General features: G+C 65.8%; 18 protein-coding genes. 12 read left to right on the top strand and 6 right to left on the bottom strand.

The window, feature by feature from the left end:
• Positions 1 to 117: 117 nt before the first annotated feature.
• The 6 genes from WKW79_RS10050 to corA form a co-directional block, all read right to left on the bottom strand.
• Complete coding sequence (locus WKW79_RS10050) at positions 118 to 2,862, bottom strand: DUF4118 domain-containing protein (RefSeq protein WP_340334999.1); 2,745 nt, start codon at positions 2,860 to 2,862, stop codon at positions 118 to 120.
• 237 nt (positions 2,863 to 3,099) lie between these two features.
• Positions 3,100 to 3,681 (bottom strand): potassium-transporting ATPase subunit KdpC, encoded by a 582-nt coding sequence (kdpC, locus tag WKW79_RS10045; RefSeq protein WP_340334998.1) that lies wholly within the window; start codon positions 3,679 to 3,681, stop codon positions 3,100 to 3,102.
• A 12-nt stretch (positions 3,682 to 3,693) separates the two neighbouring features.
• Positions 3,694 to 5,787, bottom strand: coding sequence for a potassium-transporting ATPase subunit KdpB (gene kdpB / locus WKW79_RS10040; protein WP_340334997.1), 2,094 nt, complete (start codon positions 5,785 to 5,787; stop codon positions 3,694 to 3,696).
• A gap of 27 nt (positions 5,788 to 5,814) precedes the next feature.
• Positions 5,815 to 7,617, bottom strand: coding sequence for a potassium-transporting ATPase subunit KdpA (kdpA, locus tag WKW79_RS10035; RefSeq protein WP_340334996.1), 1,803 nt, complete (start codon positions 7,615 to 7,617; stop codon positions 5,815 to 5,817).
• 1 nt (position 7,618) lies between these two features.
• Entirely contained in the window at positions 7,619 to 7,717 is a 99-nt protein-coding gene (gene kdpF, locus WKW79_RS10030; RefSeq protein WP_340334995.1) for a K(+)-transporting ATPase subunit F, read from the bottom strand.
• 246 nt (positions 7,718 to 7,963) lie between these two features.
• Positions 7,964 to 8,938: a magnesium/cobalt transporter CorA gene (gene corA / locus WKW79_RS10025; protein ID WP_340334994.1), complete on the bottom strand. Its 975-nt coding sequence runs from the start codon at positions 8,936 to 8,938 to the stop codon at positions 7,964 to 7,966.
• Positions 8,939 to 9,147: 209 nt separating this feature from the next.
• Here corA and WKW79_RS10020 point away from each other — a divergent pair, with 209 nt between their 5' ends.
• The 12 genes from WKW79_RS10020 to WKW79_RS09965 all read left to right on the top strand — a co-directional run bounded on the left by WKW79_RS10020 (position 9,148) and on the right by WKW79_RS09965 (position 20,613).
• The gene (locus WKW79_RS10020) at positions 9,148 to 9,972 is read left to right on the top strand and encodes a TorF family putative porin (RefSeq protein WP_422823866.1); all 825 of its coding nucleotides are present in this window, start codon (positions 9,148 to 9,150) and stop codon (positions 9,970 to 9,972) included.
• 110 nt (positions 9,973 to 10,082) lie between these two features.
• Positions 10,083 to 10,778 carry a two-component system response regulator KdpE gene (gene kdpE, locus WKW79_RS10015; protein ID WP_340334992.1) on the top strand — a complete coding sequence of 232 codons (696 nt, stop codon included), beginning with the start codon at positions 10,083 to 10,085 and terminating at the stop codon, positions 10,776 to 10,778.
• Between the two features lie 279 nt (positions 10,779 to 11,057).
• Positions 11,058 to 11,573 (top strand): YegJ family protein, encoded by a 516-nt coding sequence (locus WKW79_RS10010; RefSeq protein ID WP_340334991.1) that lies wholly within the window; start codon positions 11,058 to 11,060, stop codon positions 11,571 to 11,573.
• A 79-nt stretch (positions 11,574 to 11,652) separates the two neighbouring features.
• Entirely contained in the window at positions 11,653 to 12,798 is a 1,146-nt protein-coding gene (locus tag WKW79_RS10005) for an MGDG synthase family glycosyltransferase (protein ID WP_340334990.1), read from the top strand.
• A gap of 178 nt (positions 12,799 to 12,976) precedes the next feature.
• Positions 12,977 to 13,582: a GspH/FimT family pseudopilin gene (locus WKW79_RS10000; RefSeq protein ID WP_340334989.1), complete on the top strand. Its 606-nt coding sequence runs from the start codon at positions 12,977 to 12,979 to the stop codon at positions 13,580 to 13,582.
• A 5-nt stretch (positions 13,583 to 13,587) separates the two neighbouring features.
• On the top strand, positions 13,588 to 14,169 hold the full coding sequence (gene pilV / locus WKW79_RS09995) for a type IV pilus modification protein PilV (protein ID WP_340334988.1): 582 nt from the start codon (positions 13,588 to 13,590) through the stop codon (positions 14,167 to 14,169).
• 10 nt (positions 14,170 to 14,179) lie between these two features.
• Positions 14,180 to 14,944, top strand: a complete 765-nt coding sequence (locus WKW79_RS09990) for a PilW family protein (protein WP_340334987.1) — start codon at positions 14,180 to 14,182, stop codon at positions 14,942 to 14,944.
• 41 nt (positions 14,945 to 14,985) lie between these two features.
• Positions 14,986 to 15,558 (top strand): pilus assembly PilX family protein, encoded by a 573-nt coding sequence (locus WKW79_RS09985; protein WP_340334986.1) that lies wholly within the window; start codon positions 14,986 to 14,988, stop codon positions 15,556 to 15,558.
• A 16-nt stretch (positions 15,559 to 15,574) separates the two neighbouring features.
• A complete protein-coding gene (locus WKW79_RS09980) occupies positions 15,575 to 19,012 on the top strand; it encodes a pilus assembly protein (RefSeq protein WP_340334985.1) in 3,438 nt (1,145 codons plus the stop codon).
• Between the two features lie 58 nt (positions 19,013 to 19,070).
• Positions 19,071 to 19,556 (top strand): type IV pilin protein, encoded by a 486-nt coding sequence (locus tag WKW79_RS09975; RefSeq protein ID WP_340334984.1) that lies wholly within the window; start codon positions 19,071 to 19,073, stop codon positions 19,554 to 19,556.
• A gap of 47 nt (positions 19,557 to 19,603) precedes the next feature.
• The gene (locus tag WKW79_RS09970; RefSeq protein WP_340334983.1) at positions 19,604 to 20,038 is read left to right on the top strand and encodes a hypothetical protein; all 435 of its coding nucleotides are present in this window, start codon (positions 19,604 to 19,606) and stop codon (positions 20,036 to 20,038) included.
• Positions 20,035 to 20,613 (top strand): tyrosine-protein phosphatase, encoded by a 579-nt coding sequence (locus WKW79_RS09965; RefSeq protein ID WP_340334982.1) that lies wholly within the window; start codon positions 20,035 to 20,037, stop codon positions 20,611 to 20,613. Before WKW79_RS09970 ends, WKW79_RS09965 begins: the two co-directional genes overlap by 4 nt.
• The last annotated feature ends 24 nt before the right edge of the window (positions 20,614 to 20,637 follow it).

Genomic DNA, 20,637 nt, shown 5'->3' with positions numbered 1-20,637 from the left:
GGTCCGCAAACCCGATGGCGCATGGCGCCTGTTGCGGCGCGCTCGCCGCCCGGCAGCAGAACCGATCGGCCAGACGCGCTGCGATGGCAACGCGACTTGGCATGGAGAAGTCCTCCGCTATTTGTTGGCTTCGTCGACAGGCAACGGCGCATCGCGACGCGGCAGCGTCACCGTGAATTCCGCGCCGCCGCCCATGGCATTGCGCGCGGCGATCTCGCCGCCATGCGCGTTCACCACCGCCTTGCAGATCGCCAGGCCCAGCCCGACGCCCGGTGTGACCGATTCGGCCTGCCCACGCGTGAATTTTTCGAACAGATCCTGCTCGCGGCCTTGCATGGCAGCGGGCAGCCCCGGACCATGGTCGCGCACGCTCATCACCAGACTCCTGGGCGTGACATGGGCCGCCACCACCACGGGGGGCTTGCCGTACTTGGCCGCGTTCTCCAGCAGGTTGACCAGCACGCGCTCGATCAGCACCGCATCGAATTCGACAAGCGGCAGTTCCGCGGGCAACTGCGTCTGCACCAGCGCATCTGCCAACGCAGGCCGCGCCGCGCGGATGGCCGATCCCACGACCTCTTCCACCGACTGCCAGTCGCGCCGCAGGTTGACGGCGCCGCCTGCGATGCCGCTTTCCAGGCGTGCCATGTCCAGCAGGTTGCTGACCAGCGCATGCAGTTGGTGCGCCTGCGCGACGATGGCACGCGCCGTCTCGCCCATCTGGCCTGCGGCCTCGGGCAGCGCCTGCAGCGATTCGGCCAGCGCGATGAGCGCGGTCAAGGGCGTGCGCACGTCGTGCGAGATCGCGCCGAGCAGCGCATTGCGCAGCCGCTCCGACTCCATCTCGACGACCGCCTGCTGCGCCACCTCGACGTAGTGCACCCGTTCCAGCGCAATGGCGATCTGGCGCGCGAGCGTGTCGAGTTGCTGGGCCTGCTCGGGAATCAGCAGCCAGCGCTGCTGGGCTGGCTCCAGTGCCAGCACGCCCCGCACGCGCATCGGCGCCTTCAGCGGAACGTAGTGCCACGGCTGGGCCGCGAGCGTCGATGTCGCGAGGCCGGCGGCTTGTCCGTGCCGGAAGGCCCAGTCGGCCACGGATCGATCGAAGCCGGGCGGCGGCGCTTCGGGCATCACCAGGCGGTCGCTGGCATCGGTGACCAGCACCACGGCGTGGCCGCCAAAGTGGCCCTGCACCGCGGCCGCGCCGAGCGTGGCCACCTGCGCGCTTTCCAGCGCGGCCGACAGTTCGCGCGTCAGCTCGAACAAGGACTGCGCGCGCCGCTCGCGGCTGGTCGACACGCCGGCCGCGAAGCGCAGTCCCGCGGTGAGCTGCCCCACCAGCAGGCCGACGCCCAGCATGACCGCGAAGGTCACCAGGTACTGCACGTCGCTGACCGCGAAGGACATGCGCGGGGAGACGAAGAAGAAGTCGAATCCGGCCACGTTCAACACAGCGGCAAGGGCCGCCGGGCCGCGACCCAGACGCATGGCCACGCCCACCACGCCCAGCAGGAACAGCATCACGATGTTGGTGAGCTCCAGCACGCCGGCCAGCGGCATGGCCAGCAGCGTGATCGCCACGCTGATGCCGGCAGCCCATGCGTAGCCGGGCCATCCCGCATGCGAGCGACCGACGTCTTCCGCACCGCCATCGTCCCGCCGCGCAGGGCGTGCCTGCGCGAGGCGGCGGGACTTGTCCGCACGGGCGACTTCGACGATGTCGATGCCGGGTGCCTGGCGCGCCAGCTCGCGCGTCAGGACGGCCGAGGGCCACCAGCGCCGCCATCCGGAAGCGGGCTCGGCGCGCCCCACCACCAGCGTGGCGCAATTGAGCCGTTGCGCCTGCGCGGCGAGTTGCGCCGCCACGTCGTCACCCGTGAGCACGGCGGTCTCCGCGCCGAGTTCCTCGGCCAGCTTGAGCATCGCCAGGATGCGGTCGCGCTGGGTCGCGTCCAGGCGTTGCAGGCGCGGTGTCTCGACATAGGCCGCATGCCAGCGCACGTTGAGTTGGCCGGCCATCCGTGCCGCCGCACGCACCGTCTGGCCCGCGCCCTCGTGCGGCCCGACGCAGGCGAGGATGGCGCCCGAGGTGTTCCAGGCCGGCGGGCCCGCGTCGCCTTGCGGCCCCGACTGCTCGACGCGCCAGCCGCGCACGTCGTCCTCGACGTGTTCGGCCGTGCGCCGCAATGCGATCTCGCGCAGGGCGATGAGGTTGCCCTTGCGGAAGAAGTTCTGCGCCGCGCGCTCGGCCTGCTGCGGCAGATAGACCTTGCCGGCCGCGAGCCGCGCCGTGAGTTCGTCAGGCGTGACGTCGACCAGCACCACTTCGTCGGCGTCGTCGAGCACGGTGTCCGGCACGGTTTCATGCACGCGCACGCCGGTGATGGCGCCCACCGTTCCATTCAGGCTCTCGAGATGCTGGACGTTGATGGCCGACCAGACGTCAATGCCCGCGGCCAGCAGTTCCTGCACATCCTGCCAGCGCTTGGCATGGCGTGAGCCGGGGGCGTTGGTGTGGGCGAGTTCATCCACCAGCAGCACGGCGGGCTTGCGCGCCAGGGCAGCGTCGAGATCGAACTCGGCGAGCTTGCGGCCGCGGTACGGCACCTCGCGCAGCGGCAGCGTGTCCAGGCCTGTCAGAAGCGCCGCGGTTTCGCTGCGGCCGTGCGTCTCGACCACGCCGATCAGCACGTCGCGCCCGGCCGCGCGTTCGCGCCGGGCCGCACTGAGCATCGCCCAGGTCTTGCCCACGCCGGCATTCGCGCCGAAGTAGATGCGCAGCTTGCCGCGCTGCGCCCGCTCGCCCTCTGCGCGCAGTTGCGCGAGCAACGCGTCAGGGTCGGGGCGGAAGGAATCGTTCATCGGCCGGAGTCTAGGAGCTTAGAGACGCGAAGGGCGCCGATGGTGATGCCGATGTCGGCGTCCCTTCGATACTGGTGCTTCCTTGAATGGGTCGACACCCGGCCCGACCCGAGATTTCCTCGCGCGGCGCTGACCCCGTGTCGTCCACCGCACGATGAACCAGGCCATGCCCATCGGCAGGAATACCACGGCGAGCGCGCACAGCGCATGGAGAACGTCTATGAACATCGCAACGCTTCAAGGCGCTGGCGCCAGCGCATCCAGCGCGATGTTGAGCGCCAGCACGTTCACGCGAGCCTCGCCGAGGAAGCCGAGTAACGGACGCTCGGTCTGCTCGTTGATCAACTGCTCGACGCGATCGACCGGCAGCTTGTGCTCGCGTGCCACGCGTGCCGCCTGGTAGCGCGCCGCGGCCACGCTGATGTGCGGATCGAGCCCGCTGGCCGACGCGGTGACGAGGTCGACCGGCACCGGCACGGTGTTGCCCGGATCGGCCGCGCGCAATGCTTCGACGCGGCCCTTGACGGCGTCGACCAGGGCCGGGTTCAGCGGCCCCTGGTTGGAGCCGCCCGAGGCGCCCGCGTTGTACGCCATCGGCGCAGTCGCCGACGGCCGGCCCCAGAAGTGGGCCGGGTCGCTGAAGTTCTGGCCGATCAGGGTCGAACCGACCGCCTTGCCATCGCGCACGATGAGGCTGCCGGCCGCCTGCTCCGGGAACACCGCTTTCGCGGTGCCGGTCACGGCCAGGGGATAGAGAAACCCGGTGAGCGCGCTGAGCAGCACGAACAGCACGAGGGCAGGGCGAACAATTTGATTCATGGTGAAAGATCCTCAGACAAGACCGACCGCGACCAGCAGCCAGTCGATGAGCTTGATGCCGATGAAGGGCACGATGAGGCCGCCCAGCCCGTAGATGGCCAGGTTGCGGCGCAGCAGCGAGGCCGCGCCGATCGGACGGTAGCGCACGCCCTTCAATGCAAGCGGGATCAGGAACACGATCACCAGCGCATTGAAGATCACCGCCGACAGGATGGCCGACGACGGGCTGGCGAGCTTCATCACGTTGAGCGCGCCCAGCTGCGGGTAGGTCGACACGAAGATCGCCGGGATGATGGCGAAGTACTTCGCCACGTCGTTCGCGATCGAGAAGGTGGTGAGCGAGCCGCGCGTCATCAGCAAGGCCTTGCCCGTTTCCACCACTTCGAGCAGCTTGGTCGGGTTGGAGTCGAGGTCGACCATGTTGCCGGCTTCCTTCGCGGCCTGCGTGCCGCTGCCCATTGCCACGGCCACGTCGGCCTGCGCAAGTGCAGGCGCATCGTTGGTGCCGTCGCCAGTCATCGCGATGAGGCTGCCGTCGGCCTGGTACTTGCGGATCAGGGCCAGCTTGTCCTCGGGCGTCGCCTCTGCCAGGAAGTCGTCGACCCCGGCTTCGGCCGCGATGGCCGCTGCCGTGAGCTTGTTGTCGCCGGTGATCATCACCGTCTTGATGCCCATGCGGCGCAGTTCGGCAAAGCGTTCCTTGATGCCGACCTTGACGATGTCCTTGAGCTCGACGATGCCCAGCACGCGCTGGCCTTCCGCGACGGCCAGCGGCGTGCTGCCGCGGCGAGCCACTTCCTCGGCTGCGCGCGCCATCTGCGGCGGCAGGCTGCCGCCCAGCGCTTCGACGTGCTTGCGCACCGCATCGACCGCGCCCTTGCGCAGCATGATGGGCGCCACGTCAAGGCTGTTCGGCGCGGCCGGCAGGTCGACGCCGCTCATGCGCGTCTGCGCCGTGAATGGCACGAAATGCGTGCCCTCGACCGCGCTGTCGTCGGCGCCGCCGCGGCGTGCGAGTTCGACGATGCTGCGGCCCTCGGGCGTCTCGTCGGCCAGTGAGGCCAGCAAGGCCGCGCGCGCCAGGCGCTCGGCCGTGACGCCGGGCGCCGGCAGCATGGCGCTGGCCTGGCGGTTGCCGTGCGTGATGGTGCCGGTCTTGTCGAGCAGCAGCACGTCCACGTCGCCCGCAGCTTCCACCGCGCGGCCCGATGTAGCGATCACGTTGGCCTGCATCATGCGGCTCATGCCGGCCACGCCGATGGCCGACAGCAGGCCGCCGATGGTGGTGGGGATCAGGCACACCAGCAGCGCCACTAGCGCCGTGAGCGACACGACCGTGCCCGCACCCGCCACGCTCACGCTGAACACGGAGTAGGGCAGCAGCGTGGCGGTGACGACCAGGAACACGATCGTCAGCGCCACCAGCAGGATGGTCAGCGCGATCTCGTTGGGCGTCTTCTGGCGCTTGGCCGCCTCGACCATGCTGATCATGCGGTCCAGGAAGGACTCGCCGGGATTGACCGTGATGCGCACCACCAGCCAGTCCGACAGCACGCGCGTGCCGCCGGTCACGGCCGAGAAGTCGCCACCGGCTTCGCGCACCACGGGAGCGGATTCGCCGGTGATCGCGCTTTCGTCAACCGAGGCCACGCCTTCGATCACTTCGCCGTCAAGCGGGATGACGTCGTTGGCTTCGACCAGCACGACGTTGTCCTTGCGCAGGTCGAGCGCCTGTTGCGGCAGCCACTTGGCGCCGTGGAAGGGTTCTTCCAGCTTCTTGGCCCAGGTGTCCTTGCGCAGCCCGCGCAGCGACGCGGCCTGCGCCTTGCTGCGGCCTTCGGCCAGCGCCTCGGCAAAGTTGGCGAACAGCACCGTGAACCACAGCCAGATCGACACCGCCAGCACGAAGGCCGGCGACATCCCGGTGTCGCCCGGGAAGCTCATCGAATGCAACCACAGCGCGGAGGTGAGGATGCTGCCGATGTAGACGATGAACATCACCGGATTGCGCCATTGCACGCGCGGGCTCAGCTTGGTGACCGAAGCCCACAGCGCGGGTCGCAGAAGTGTCGCGTCGAACAGCGACAGGGAGGTTTTGGTTTGCATATCAGTTGTTCCCAATGAAGCGGTGCTTCATTTCCACAGCATCAGGTGCTCGACGATCGGACCCAAGGCCAATGCCGGCACGTAGTTGAGCAAGCCCACCAGCAGCACCGTTCCGATCAACAGCGTGACGAACAGCGGCCCATGCGTGGGCATGGTCCCGGCGGTGACCGGCAGGCGCTTCTTGGCAGCAAGCGCACCCGCGATCGCCAGCACCGGCACGATCACGCCGAAGCGGCCGAACCACATCACGACCGCCAGCAGCGCGTTGTAGAAGGGCGTGTTGGCCGACAGCCCCGCAAAGGCACTGCCGTTGTTGTTGCCGGCCGAGGTCAGCGCATAAAGGATTTCCGAGAAGCCATGCGCACCCGGATTGGCGATGCCCGCCTTGCCCGCATCCGCAATCACCGCGATGGCCGTGCCGGCCAGCACCAGGATCGGCGTGACCAGGATCGCGATCGAGGTGAGCTTCATCTCGTAGACCTCGATCTTCTTGCCCAGGTATTCCGGCGTGCGGCCGATCATCAGCCCCGCGATGAACACCGCCAGGATCGCGAAGATCAGCATGCTGTAGAGGCCCGTGCCCACGCCGCCGAAAACCACTTCGCCCAGTTGCATCAGCACCAGCGGCACCATGCCGCCCAGCGGCGTGAAGGAGTCGTGCATGCCGTTGACGGCGCCGCACGAGGCGGCCGTCGTGATGGCCGCGAACAACGACGAGGCAGTGATGCCGAAGCGCAGTTCCTTGCCTTCCATGTTGCCGCCGGCCTGCAGCGCCGAGGCGCCTTGATCCACACCAAGTGGCGTGAGCAATGGATTGCCGGCCTGCTCGGCGGGCGTGCCCGCGATCACCGCCACGACGAACATCACCGTCATCGCGGCCAAGATGGCCCAGCCTTGCCGCTGGTCGCCCACCAGGCGCCCGAACGCAAAGCACAGGGCGGCCGGGATCAGGAAGATCGCCAGCATCTGGACGAAGTTCGACAGCGCCGTCGGGTTCTCGTAGGGATGTGCCGAGTTGGCATTGAAGAAGCCGCCACCGTTGGTGCCCAGCATCTTGATGGCTTCCTGCGACGCGACTGGCCCCATGGCCAGCGTCTGCGTGTTGGTCTTGGCATCCTCGGTGACCGCGTTGCCCTGCGCGTCCTTGAGCGGTTGGCCCTGCGCATCCAGTTTGGGCGCTTGGTAGGCATTCACCTCGATCGTGGTGACTTCCTTGTAGGCGTCGAAGTTCTGGATCACGCCCTGGCCGACAAAGAAGACGGCGATCACGAACGAGATCGGCAGCAGCAGCCACGCGGTGATGCGTGTCATGTCGACCCAGAAGTTGCCGACGAAACCCTTGCCGTCGGTGCGGCGCGCCGCAAAACCGCGCGCCAGCGCGAAAGCGACGGCGATGCCGGTGGCGGCCGAGAAGAAGTTCTGCACCGAGAGGCCGAGCATCTGCGTCAGATAGCTCATCGTCGACTCACCCGCATAGCCCTGCCAGTTGGTGTTGGTCACGAAGCTCACCGCGGTGTTGAAGGACGAGTCCGGGGACACGGCCGCCATGCCAGCGGGGTTGAATGGCAGCAGGCCCTGCAGGCGTTGCAGTCCGTAGACGGCCAGCGCACCCACCGCATTGAATGCGAGCAGTGCGAAAGCGTAGAGCTTCCAGTGCATCGCTTCATCCGGCTTCACGCCGGCGATCCTGTAGAGCGGCGCTTCGATGCGCAGAATCCAGCGCGGCAGGTGCCCTTCGCACAACGCCGCCAGATAGCGACCAAGCGGCCATGCCAGCACGCCGAGCACGACGAGGAAAAGGGCCAACAGGCCCCAGGCGGAGGTGCTCATCTCAGAACTCCTCCGCGCAGATCAGCGCGAACACCAGGTACGCGAAGAGGATCACGGTGACCAGGCCCGCGAATCCGTAGAGCGCTTCGAGGCCGATCATGAGCGTTCCTTCCGGGGCGATTCGAGCTTGTGCAGGCCGACCACGGCCCAGCACATCACGATCCAACATGCCGCCGTGGCGGCGACCCATACGATGTCCATCCATCACACTCCTGATACTCAGAGAAGGCTGTGATTCTGGAAATCCGGGCGTAAAAACGGTGCAGAGACTGAGAAGGGCGCCGTAAAGAAAGCGTAAAAAATGCGCCCCTCGCCCCAGGCGGGGAACGCATTGCGCGTCAGGACGTCAGAGCCAGCCGGCGCGGCGGAACCGGTAATACAAGTAGCCGCAGATACTGCTGATGAGCAGCAAGGCCGCCGGGTAGCCGTACCGCCACTTCAACTCCGGCATCGCCTCGAAGTTCATCCCCCAGATGCCGGCGAACGCGGTGCACACCGCAAAGATGCTGGCCCACGATGCCAGGCGCTTGACCACTTCGCCATCGTCGATCGTCACCATCGAGAGGTTGACCTGAATCGCCACGCTGATGGAATCGCGGATCGCGTCGATCGTGTTGTTGATGCGGTTCAGGTGATCCACCACGTCGCGGAAGTACTCCTGCGTGCCGGCACAGATCTGCGGCACGCGCCCGCCATGCAGCTTGCCTGCCCCTTCGAGCAAGGGCGCGACCGCGTGCTTGAGCACTGTGAGGCGCTGCTTCAAACCATACAGCCGCTCGATGCTGGCACGCGCCGCCTTCTGCGTGAAGATCTGCTGCTCGATGCTTTCCAACTCCGCCTCAAGCGTCTCGATGATCGGAAAGTAGCGGTCGACCACCGCGTCCATCAGCGCATAGAGCACGAAGCCGGGGCCATTGCGCAGCAACTCGGGCTCGCGCTCGCAACGCTCGCGCACGTCGGCAAAACCATGCTCGCTTCGATTGCGGACCGAGACGATGTAGTTCGGGCCGACGAAGATGTCCACCTCCCCGACCTGCAGCATGGAGGGTTGCTCCGCCTCGGCCTCCAGCAAGTGGAGCACGACGAAAAGGGACTCGCCGTACTCCTCCACCTTGGGCCGCGTGTGTCCTTGATGCGCATCCTCGACCGCCAGAGGATGCAAGCCGAATTCCGGTTGCAGCCGGTTGAGTTCCTCGGGCGACGGGTCGTGCAACGCGACCCAGACAAAGCAACCCGGCAGTGTGGCGTAGTCGTGGATCTCATCGACCTGGATGTCCGCCAGCTTGATGCCGTCTTCATATGCAACGCAATTGATGAGCATAGGGATGTGAACCGTTGTCGAGGCTGCGCATATTGCCAAACAACAGCAAGCCGCACAGCGTTGGTGCCTTCGATGCGCACAAATCTTTTATGCGCGCGTCGATGTTTTTTACGGGACTTTTACGCCCCCGCACCTACGCTCTGCGCTCCTTTTCAATGCGCTTCCAATTCATGCAAAACGCTCTCGTGAAAACGTTGTCCTTCTCTGCCATGACCGCCTTGGCCGCCGCCCTGTCCGTCCCGGCTTCTGCCATCGCGCAGACGGAGACGCCGGCCGCCGCGCCCACAGCGGAACCGGCGCCCGCGCCCAAGCTGACGGGCAACGTCACGCTCACCACCAACTACAAGTTCCGCGGCCAGGACCAGGACCAGATCGGCCGCAACGACGGCACCTTCAAGACCTCGGGCTTCAAGCCCGCCATCCAGGGTGGCTTCGACTACGCCTTCGGCGACAGCGGCTTCTACGTCGGCAACTGGAACTCCAGCGTGAACTGGCTCAAGGGCAACAGCATCGAGAGCGACATTTACGGCGGCTACAAGTTCAAGGCCGGCGTGCTCGACCTCGACGTCGGCATGTGGAGCTACCTCTATCCGGGCAACACCGCCGGCAACACCGTCGAGTTCTACGGCTCTGTGGGCTACACCAGCGAAGTGGCCGGCACCTTCAAGGCAAAGTACTCGGGTACCGTGTCGGACGACTACTTCAACTATGCCGGCAACAAGGCCGGCTCGGGGCTGAAAGGCGCGGGTACGGGCTACCTGAACCTGACGTACTCGAAGGAAGTCGTGACCCGGCTCACGCTGAACGCCGGCGTCGGCTACACCTTCATGTCCCCGGACATCCGCAGCCTGGGCTACACGAACTACCTCGACTACAGCGTGGGCCTGGCCTATGACCTAGGCAGCGGCCTGTCCGTGCAAGGCATGGTCCAGGGCGCGAACCACGAGGGCAGCTACGAAGTCACCGGCACCGACGGCAAGACCCTCTCGCCGAACAAGCCCCGCTTCATCGCCGCGATCACCAAGGTGCTGTAGCCCAGGGGGGCGTGAAGCTTCCGCGAGGGACGCGAAAGAAGACAGGACTTCCATGTATTCTTTCCCGTCCCTTCCTGTGCATCTTCGCGCCCTTCGGATCTCCCGACGCCATGACCCAACCTACCGCCATCGTGATCGAAGACGAGCCACAGATCCGTCGCTTCGTGCGTGGCGCGCTGGAGGCCGAGGGCTGGCAGGTGCATGAGGCGGGCAACCTGCGCGACGGGCTCGCCGCGGCAGGCACACGCCAGCCCGACCTGCTGGTGCTCGACCTCGGCTTGCCCGATGGCGATGGCGTCACGCTGATCCGCGACGTGCGCGGCTGGTCGGCGGTACCGATCATCGTGCTCTCTGCGCGCACCGACGAGACCGACAAGATCGAGGCGCTCGATGCCGGCGCGGACGACTACCTCACGAAGCCCTTTGGCTCGGGCGAACTGCTCGCGCGCGTACGGGCCAACCTGCGCCGCCCGCGTGCCGCCACCGGTGGTGGCGACGAGCCCGAATCCACCTTCCGCTTCGGCGAGATCGAACTGGACCGCGCCGCCCGCATCGTGCGCCGCGCCGGCCAGGAAGTGCACCTCACGCCCACCGAATACCGCCTGCTCGCCACGCTCGCCGCAAACCCCGGCCGCGTGCTCACGCAGCGGCAACTGTTGCGCGAGGTGTGGGGTCCATCGCACTCGGAACAGAGCCACTACCTGCGCATCTACATGGGGCACTTGCGCCAGAAACTGGAAGCCGACCCGGCGCAGCCGCGGCACCTGTTGACCGAGACGGCGGTGGGCTACAGGCTGGTGGTGTAGGAGCCGGCGAAGCGGGACACCTCGTCGAGGCCAGGTATGGTTTTCGTTCTTTCAACCTTCGCGAAACCTTCGCGACATTTGCGTCCCGGCTGTTGATCCGGCCTTCGACAGTGCGCCCGCCCCGTGGCCACCGTCGTCTCACTTTCCGCATTCGTGCAATCCTTGCGATCGGCGAGTTTGCGCAAGTCGGCGCGCGCCTCATGTCGGGTACCTTTCGACCGACCGGGGCCTGCGGGCCGCGGCCTTTCGATTTCACCGATCCATTGCCAGCCTGATGCCATGCGCGCCGCCGCCCTCGTTGTTTCCGCGATTTCCTTCCTTCTCGCCGCCCACGCGCCAGCCCAGGCGGCCCAGTCCCTGTCGGAGCGCGCCAAGCGCGATGAAGTGAAGCACATGGCCGCCAACGAGCCCGCCATGCGCCGGGCCATGGACCAGGCGAAGGCGACCCTCGACAACTTCCTGCGCATCGCCAGCGCGCCGCCGCCCGGCACCACCGGCTTCGCGCTCAAGGTCGCCGTGTCGGACAAGAAGAACACGGAGTACTTCTGGGTCGGCGACTTTCTCCCCACCGCCCAGGGCTTCGAGGGCACGCTGTCCAACGAGCCGCGCCTGGTCAAGAAGTACTACAACGGCGAGCGCTTCGAGTTCTCGCGTGCGCAGGTGGTCGACTGGGTCTTCCGCGACGAGAACAGGGGGCGCATGCTGGGCAACTACACCGGCTGCGCTCTGCTCACGAAGGAGCCGCCCGCGCAAGCCAAGGCCTTCCAGCGGGAGCACGGACTGCAATGCGACTAGGGCGGGTGCGAGCGGCCTCGTGGCACGATCGAGGTGCAGCCCACGACAAGCCGGCCGGTCAAGATCCACTTCAACGCCCATGACACCCCAGCAACTCCTCATCCTCAGCGTCAGCGCCGGCAACGGCCACGTCCGCGCCGCCCAGGCACTCGCCGCCACCGCGCAAGCGATGACACCGCCCTGCGGCGCGACCCACATCGATGCCATGGCCCACTTCCCCAGCGGCTTCCGCAGGATTTATACCGACTGGTATATCAAGCTCGTCAACCGCGCGCCCGAGGTCTGGTCCTACCTGCACCAGTTGACCGACACCACGCCGCACAGCGCCACATCGCAGCGCCTGCGCCGTGGCATCGAGCGCGTGAGCGCCGGCGCGCTGCTGCGCGAGGTGCACCGGGTCGATCCCAAGGCGATCATCTGCACCCACTTCCTGCCCGCCGAACTGCTGATGCGCGAGCAGAACAAGGGCCGGATCGACTGCCCGGTCTGGCTGCAGGTCACCGACTACGACCTGCACAACATGTGGATCGTGCCGGGCATGGCCGGCTACCTCGCCGCCACCGATGAAGTGGCGGTGCGCATGCGGGCACGTGGCCTCGCAAGCGATCGCATCCATGTCACCGGCATCCCGGTCATGCCGGCGTTCTCGCAGCCTGATGCGCCCGAGCTGGCGCGCGACGCCAGCGTCACGCGGCTGGGCCTCGATCCGGCGCGCAAGGTGATCCTCATGGTCTCGGGTGGCGCCGGCGTGGGCGACCTGCCGAGCATGGTCGAGCGCGTGCTGGCGCTCCAGGGACCGGGCTGCGACTTCCAGGTCATCGCCGTCGCCGGCCGCAACGAAGCCGCGCATGAAGCTCTGAAGCGCCTGGGCCAGCGCGCGGCCGGAAGGCTGGTCGCTATCGGCTTCACCCACGAGATGGAACGGCTCATGGCCGCGGCCGACTTGGTGGTCACCAAGCCCGGCGGCCTGACCATCTCCGAATGCCTCGCACTCGGCAAGCCGATGCTGCTGGTGTCGCCGATTCCCGGCCAGGAGGAGCACAACGCCGGCTTCCTGATGGAGGAGGGCGCGGCCTGGCTGGCCTACGACACCATCGGCCTCGAATACAAGATCGCGCGCCTCATGGGTGCACCGGAACAACTCGCCCGCATGGCGGGGATCAGCCATCGGTTGGGCAAGCCCGACGCAGCGCGCCGCGTGCTCGACCGCGTGCTCTACCCCTGAAGTTGTAGTCACGCCGCCCATCCTCGTCAGGGTGCCGTTTGTCGGAGAAAGTGCGTGCGCACTCACTCAAGCGGCTTCAAAAAGTGCAATCTATCGGCTTACTTTTCGCCCTCGTGCAGGGCGGAAAGCAGGCCAGGGAGGCCACAGGTGAAGAACGCCAGCAACCTGTACCTGATCGATGAATTGCCCGATCCGCGTCGTTGCCTCCCGTCGCACGACCTTCCAGACAAACGCCCGTGAAGCGCGCCACCTGCGCGGCGTGACCGCCGTCGAATTGATGGTGGTCCTCGCGGTTCTCGCGATCCTCGCGACCGTCGCGGCGCCGTCCTTCATTGACCTGACCCAGCGCAACCGCGTGGCCACGGAGGTCAATGCCTTCGTCGGCGATTTGCAGTTCGCGCGGGCCGAAGCGATCCGTCGCGGAGAAAACGTGACCGTGTGCGCGGTCTCGGCCACCAATTCCGCGGTTTGCAACGGGACCAACCCGGACGCGGCCTGGCAGAACGGCTGGCTGGTCTTTAACAACGGCGATGCGTCGAACATCACCGTCGACACCGGAGAGACGGTCATTCGCAGGCAGGCGAAGTGGAGCAACACCGACACCTTCACCGCCACCGGCGGCCTGGCCGTGATCACTTACAGCCGCGATGGATTCGCCTTGAACCTGCCGGGCGGCTCGGCGCGACTGACGCTCAACACCAGTCCGGTCAATGCCAAGGCCACGCGCTGCGTGCTCTTGAACCTGGCCGGGCGGCAGCAGGTTTTCACTGGGACCTGCCCATGATGCACATGGCACTGCCGCATCCGCGTCGTCCGCGACTCGCGCAACGCGGCTTCACCCTGCTGGAGGTGATGGTCGCCGTGCTGCTGCTCACCATCGGCATCTTCGGCTTTGCCAAGATGCAGGCGCTGGCCATTTCCAGCACGCAGACGGCCAGCAGCCGCTCGATCGTGGCGATGCAGGCGAACAGCCTGGCGGCGGCGATGCACGGCGGCAGGGAATTCTGGGGCGAGGGCGTGGTGGCGAGAACCTTCAGCACCAATGGCGCCACCGTAACGGACGCCACCGGGGTATTGACGACGGCGGGGCCGAACAATTGCGAGTCGGCTACAAAGCCGACGATCGAGAGCATGTGCACCCCGCAGCAAATCGCAACGCGCGAAGTCGGCCTCTGGGCATTCAACCTCAACGCCCTGCTCCCCGGGGCGACTTCGCTCGTCAATTGCTCGACTCGCACCACGACGACGCCCGTGAGTTGCGTCCTCACGATCCAGTGGAACGACAGGTACATCAATTCCACGAAGACGGCGGCGGGCACCGGCTTTGGCACGAGCGGCGGGCGGTCGTTCACCCTCTATATCGAACCTTGAGGCGACGTCCATGCGAAGCCGACACATCCTGCGCGCCGTCCAACAAGCCGGCTTTACGCTGGTCGAACTGATGGTGGCCATCGCCATCGCGCTGTTCCTGCTCGCGGCCGTGCTCAACGTTTACCTGAACATGAAGAACACCTTCAATGCGCAGGACGACCTTGCGCAGTTGCAGGACAGCCAGCGCCTTGCGCTCACCATGCTGACGACCACCATCCAGTCGGCCGGCTATTTCGTCGACCCGCTGAATACCTTGCGCAACGTCGTCTTCGACGATCCGCCTACGGTAACCCGCGCTGACGGCTCCAGCTACACATTTGCGAAAGAGCAGGTCATCACCGGAACGACTGGCACCGGCACGGGCGCAGCGTCTGATTCCGTCACGGTGCGTTACCAGCGTGCGAGCGGTGACGGCCTGATGAACTGTCAGGGGGGCACCTACAGCGGGGGCACCAGCGCCGTCACGGTCAATACCTTTCGCCTGAACGCAAACAACGAGCTCACATGCACGCTGGACGACGGCACGGGCGCGAACGCGCCAGTGGCGTTGGCAACCAACGTGAGTGGCTTCAGCGTCCGTTACGGCGTCGACACCAATGACGATGGAACGCTCGACACCTACATGCCGGCCTCCGGCATTGAGGCAGCGAGTCCAAAGCTCTGGGGTCGCGTCTACACCGCACGGGTCACGCTCCAATTCGCGCGGAGAAACGCCGACGGCTCGGCTGGAACCGCCACCGTCGTCCAGGTCATCAACTTGATGAACAAGAAATGAAACAACACACTCCAGTCACACGGCGCCGCGTGCAACGCGGTGTGGCATTGCTGACCAGCCTGCTCATCCTGGTCATCGTTTCTCTGGTGGCGGTGAGCATGTACCGGAGCTTCGGCACGCAAGAGTCTATCGCCGGCAACACACTGGAAAAGCAGCGCTCGTTGCAAGCGGCCGAGAGCGCTTTGCGCTATGGCGAGGATTGGCTCAGCCGCCAGAACAAGGACAACAACACGGATGTGATCTTCGATGGATCCTGCAGCGGAACGTACGATGGAAACGACCCGCTGAACATGCGGGTCTGCATCGGCGCCAACAGCAAGCTGCTGACTCCGGCGACGCTTCCCTGGAGCAGCAGCATCACCTACAAGCCGCCACAGATGCCGGTAGCCGCCACCGGCAACATCAATACCGATTCGACCAAGGGCACCGTCAGCGACGTCAACTATGCCAAGAGTCCGGCCCTGCACATCGCGCTGCTGGGACAGGCGTACGGCAAGAGGCTGTTCCAGGTGACAGCCGTCGGCTACGGCGGGCGTGAGTCCACTGTCAGCGTGGTGCAAAGCGTCTATGCGAAGTCGGATGGGTGCTATCCCCCTTTCGACACCCGCTGTTAACCCGAAACGCCATCCCATGACTTTCAGACACTTCCTTCGACTCATAGCGCTGCCCGCACTGGGGTGGTGGGCGCTGACCACGCAGGCCCAGACAGTCATCAGCGACACCTTGACCGGCGCCTCGTCGCAGTATCCTTGGCAAAGCCTTGCCGGAGCCTGCCTGACCGCCGGCAACGGCACTGGCACGATTCCCAAGTGCGTCGGGCTGCCGTACTACGCGGGCGAGACATTGGTGGGTGGCGTCACCGGGCGCCTCGGCACGACGGGTGATCCGGTCGGAAGCGGCGCGCTGCGCCTGACTAACGGCGACACCCAGTTGGGCGGCTTCAACGGTAACGACCAGACCGGTGCCATCTATTCGAAGTTCGACTTTCCGTCGAACCAGGGCGTCGAGGTGACCTTCAAGACGGTCACCTATGGCGGCAATGGCTATGTGAATCCGGGGGGGCAGGCCTCGGGCGCGGACGGGATCGCCTTCTTCCTGGTCAACGGGGACCTGGTCACGAGCGTGGATGCCAACACCAAGACCGGAGCCTTCGGCGGCAGCCTGGGCTACAGCTGCGCCAACGGCAAGCCCAATAATGACGGCCTGCAGGGCGCTTATGTGGGCCTGGGCATCGATGAATTCGGCAACTTCCCCAACCCGCTGGACAACACCGCCAGCGGCCCGGGTCCGGCGCCGGGCCGGGTCAGCCTTCGGGGTGCGGGCAATATCAACTGGACCTGGCTCAACAGCCAGTACCCGAGCTACTACCCGTCAAGCCTGAGCGCGACCTTCCAGCAGATCGCCGTCGGCAATACCTGCCGCACCGGGTACCTCTGGAACTACAGCAGCGGCACCATCAGGGATCGCAACGGCAATCGGATCCCGACCCTGAGCCAGACCACTGAAACGGTGCTGGACTACCCGCTCATAGCGACCAGCGCGCTCACGGTGCAGTCCCCCATCTTCAGCCAGCAGGGCGCCGCGAACCCGAGGCGGGGCGACGCGAAGGCCATCACGTATGGCTTGAAGATCACGCAGGACGGCCTTCTCAGCCTCCGCTACAGCTATGACGGCGGCGCCGCGCAGACCGTCATCGACAAGCAGCAGATCACGGCGTCGAACGGTCCGCTGCCGTCCAAATTCCGCTTCGGCTTCAGCTCCGGCACAGGTGGTGGCAGCAATGTTCACGAAATAGTCTGCTTCAAGGCAGCGCCGGTCAACGTGGCCGCTAGCTCCGTCGGCATCAACATCCAGCAGTCGGCGCAAGTGCAGGTGGGGTCGCAGATCTACCTGGCGTTCTACCACCCGGTGAACTGGTGGGGGCAACTCACCGCGAAGAACCTGCTTGTCGACTCCACTACCAAGGCTCTGTCGATCAGTCCGACGGCCAACTGGGATGCCAGTTGCGTTCTCACGGGTGGCGCCTGTTCCAGCACCGGCGTCGCGACCACCGCACAAGGCTCCTCGGCGCGCACCATCCTCACCTCCAACAACTCGGTCGGCATCCCGTTTCAGTGGAACAGCCTGGGCGGCGGCACGGGCGGTCAGAAGGCACTTTTGACCGCGGGCGACGCCACTGCCAATGCGAATCGCCTCAATTACCTGCGCGGGGACCGCAGCAACGAGCGGACTTCCAGCGGCACCGGCCTCTACCGCGCACGCGACAGCGTGCTGGGTGACATCATCAACTCGAGTCCGACCTGGGTCGGGCCGCCGCAATCCCCGTTCAAGGGCGCCTGGAAAGACCTGCTGGCGCCCTTGACCTCCATGCCCGAGGGCTCAAGCTATGCCGCCTTCGCGACCGCCAACGCGACCCGGACCAACATGGTCTACGTGGGCAGCAACGCTGGCCTGCTGCATGGTTTCCGCGCGGGGGCTTACTCCGCCAGCGGTACTTTCGACGCCACGGCCTTCAACGATGGCAAGGAACTGCTTGCCTACATGCCGGCGACGGTCCTCAACACCATTCACTCCACCACGTCGGCACTCGATTTTTCATCGCCGCAATATGCCCACAACGCCTTCGTCGACGCCACGCCCGGCACCGGCGACCTGTACTACGGCGGCCAGTGGCATACCTGGCTCGTGGGCGGACTCGGCGCGGGTGGCAATGCGGGCGGAGTGATCGGTGACAAAACCAGCATCGCCAACGGCGCGATCTACGCGCTCGATATCACAACGCCCACCGCAGCCAACTTCACGGAGGCCAATGCGGCGAATCTTGTGCTGGGCGAATGGAGTTCGAGCACCCTGACTTGCACGACCGACACCGCCGCCGTCCCCGCCAGCGGCAGCACCCCCGCTGTGCCGGCGGTGAACTGCAAGGACAGCCTGGGGAGCACCTATGGCACCCCGATCATCCGGCGCCTGCATGACGGCAACTGGGCGGTCATCTTCGGCAACGGCCTCAACAGCAAGACCGGCGGCGCCGGCATCTTCATCATGACGGTCAACCAGACGTCCGGCGCCAAGACCTTCCGCTACCTGCCGGCCGGCACCGGCTCGGGCCCGACAACCTCCGGTGCGACGGTCACTGCCCGAAACGGAATTTCGTATGTGAATTCGGCCGACCTGGACAGCGACCATGTGGCCGACTACGTGTACGCGGGCGATGTGTTCGGCAATGTCTGGCGCTTCGATCTCACGAGCGCGACGGCGAGCGCATGGAGCGTCCGCTCGACGCCGATCTTTTCCACAGGAGGGCGGCCGATCACCTCTCAGATCACGGGCGTCACGGTGCTTGCGGGCTCGACCGCGCCGCGTATGTTGCTGACCTTCGGTACGGGTCAGATCTTTCCGCAAACCCTGACCTCCGCCGCCACGCCCACCACTGGCACGCAGTACATGCTTGGTGTCTGGGACTGGGACATGGCCAACTGGAACGCCAAGGGATCGCTACAACTCGCCAGCCTCGTTGCGCCGCAGACGGTGAGCTTGTCGACGCTTCAGTCGCAGACCGTGGTTACTGACACCACTTACTCTAATGGCCTGATTTCCGGGGCTCGTACGGTGACCCGGACGCCAATTTGCTGGGCTGGCTCTACCGCATGCACCAGCGGCAATAACAAGTTCGGATGGTCAGTGGAGTTGCCCGGCACCAACGAACAGATCGTCTACAACCCCGTGATTTCCGACGGCCTGTTCGTGGTCAACACCACGTTGCCGGCGGTGAACCAGGCATTGAGTTGCGACCAGCAGCCGGCTTCGGGATTCACGATGGCGATCGACCCGGTCACCGGCGGTCCGCCAGCACAGTCGTACTTCACGGCCACGGACAACTTCGTTTCGCCCACGGGCCAGATCGTGGCCGGCATAGGCCTGAGCGGCGTCGGTTCGCCGTCGATCGTGAGCGTTGGTAAGCAGAAGTACCTGCTCACACAAAGAAGCGATGGCACCACGCCGCCTGAGCCGCAACTGCTCAGGTATTTTGGCGGCGATGGTAGGCAAACCTGGATCAAGCTGCGCTGATGTGCTGTCGTCGACAACGCAGGACTTCAGCAAACCCATGCAACGCGAGGACGCCGCTATGATCAAGGCCACTTTTTCTTGTCAAGCCGGCCGGGTGTCGCGACGCAAGCATGTGCGAGGCTTCACGCTGATCGAACTGATGATCGTAGTGGCCGTGATCGGGATTCTGAGCGCCATCGCCTATCCGTCCTATCAGTCGTACATCCTCAAGTCGCGCAGGGCCGACGCCAAGAATGCGTTGTTGGATCTGGCAGCAAGGGAGGAACGCGTGTTCAGCAATACCAATTCATACACACTCGATCCGCCGACGCTCGGCTACGGCGCCGGGTCGACTTGGCCGTTGGATATCAACTCGAGCGGGTCGGCCTTCTACCAGCTCACGGTGGTCACCGATGCCACGGGATACCTCGCCAAGGCAAAGCCCAAGACAGGGACCCGGCAAACCGCCGACACCGCCTGCCTCGAATTCCGCATCAAGGCCGATGGCACCAAGACCAACAACGACCTGGCCGGCAATGAACTGACCCAGGCGAACTGCTGGTAGGCATGAGCGTTCGTCGGACTGCGGGGTACCTCGCGTGGGTACTCCTGATGGCGTTTTTCTTCGCCAACGTGGAAATCCAGATCGAAGGCAGCGCGGGCTGGGCCGCCAACCTGCCCACCTGGCGCGTCGAGAAGCACTGGCTGCTCGACATCTTCTGGGGTGGCCGCGCGATGACCGGCTATCACGCCTGGGTGTTCTCCTTCATGGCATTGGTGTTCTTCTCGCCCTTGGCCTTCAACGGCCGGTGGAGTTGGCGCGATGCCGCGCTCGCACTGGCCGGGGTCATGACCTTCTGGATGGTCGAGGACTTCGTCTGGTTCGTGGCCAATCCGGCCTATGGCTGGGCCAAGTTCGATCCGGGGCATGCCGTCTGGCATCCGCACTGGCTGTTCGGTGCGCCGGTGGACTACTGGATCGGGTTGGGTGGTGCCGCGCTCATCCTCTGGTTGCTGCATCGCCGTGGTGGGAGCGCCCGGCAATGAAGCGCCGTTCGCGTCGGCACTACGCCGTGCTCGAAGAGCGGCCCGGACACTGGGCCGAGCGGCTGCATGGCCAACTGCCGAGCGTGGCGCCGGAGAACCTGCACCGCGTCACGCCCACGCTCTATCGCAGCGGCCAGCCGCGCCGCGAGGACGTGCCCACGATTGAGGCGCTGGGCATTCGCACGGTGCTGAGCTTCCGCTCCTTCAACAGCGACGAGCGGGCGTTTCGCGACCATCCCGGCATCGAGCGCCGGCGCGTACGCATCGACACCTGGTCGATCAACGACGACGAGGTGTTGCAAGCGCTCATCGAGATCCGCGAAGCCGAGAAGAAGGGCCCCGTGCTGGTCCACTGCTGGCATGGCGCAGATCGCACCGGCGTGGTCATCGCGCTCTATCGCATGGTGGTGCAGGGCTGGAGCAAGTATGCGGCGCGCCACGAGATGTTCCGCGGCGGCTATGGCTACCACACGCTCTGGCGCAATATTCCGCGCTACCTGGAGCGCGTGGATGTGGAGGCAATGCGCAGGGCGCTCCTTGCGGCGGAGCAACCCCCGGCTTCCTTGCGGGCTTGACGCGGCCCGTTGCCGCACAGGCGC

This window comes from Variovorax robiniae (assembly GCF_037889955.1).
GTDB lineage: Bacteria > Pseudomonadota > Gammaproteobacteria > Burkholderiales > Burkholderiaceae_C > Variovorax > Variovorax robiniae.
This window is presented reverse-complemented; position numbering and strand designations above follow the sequence as displayed.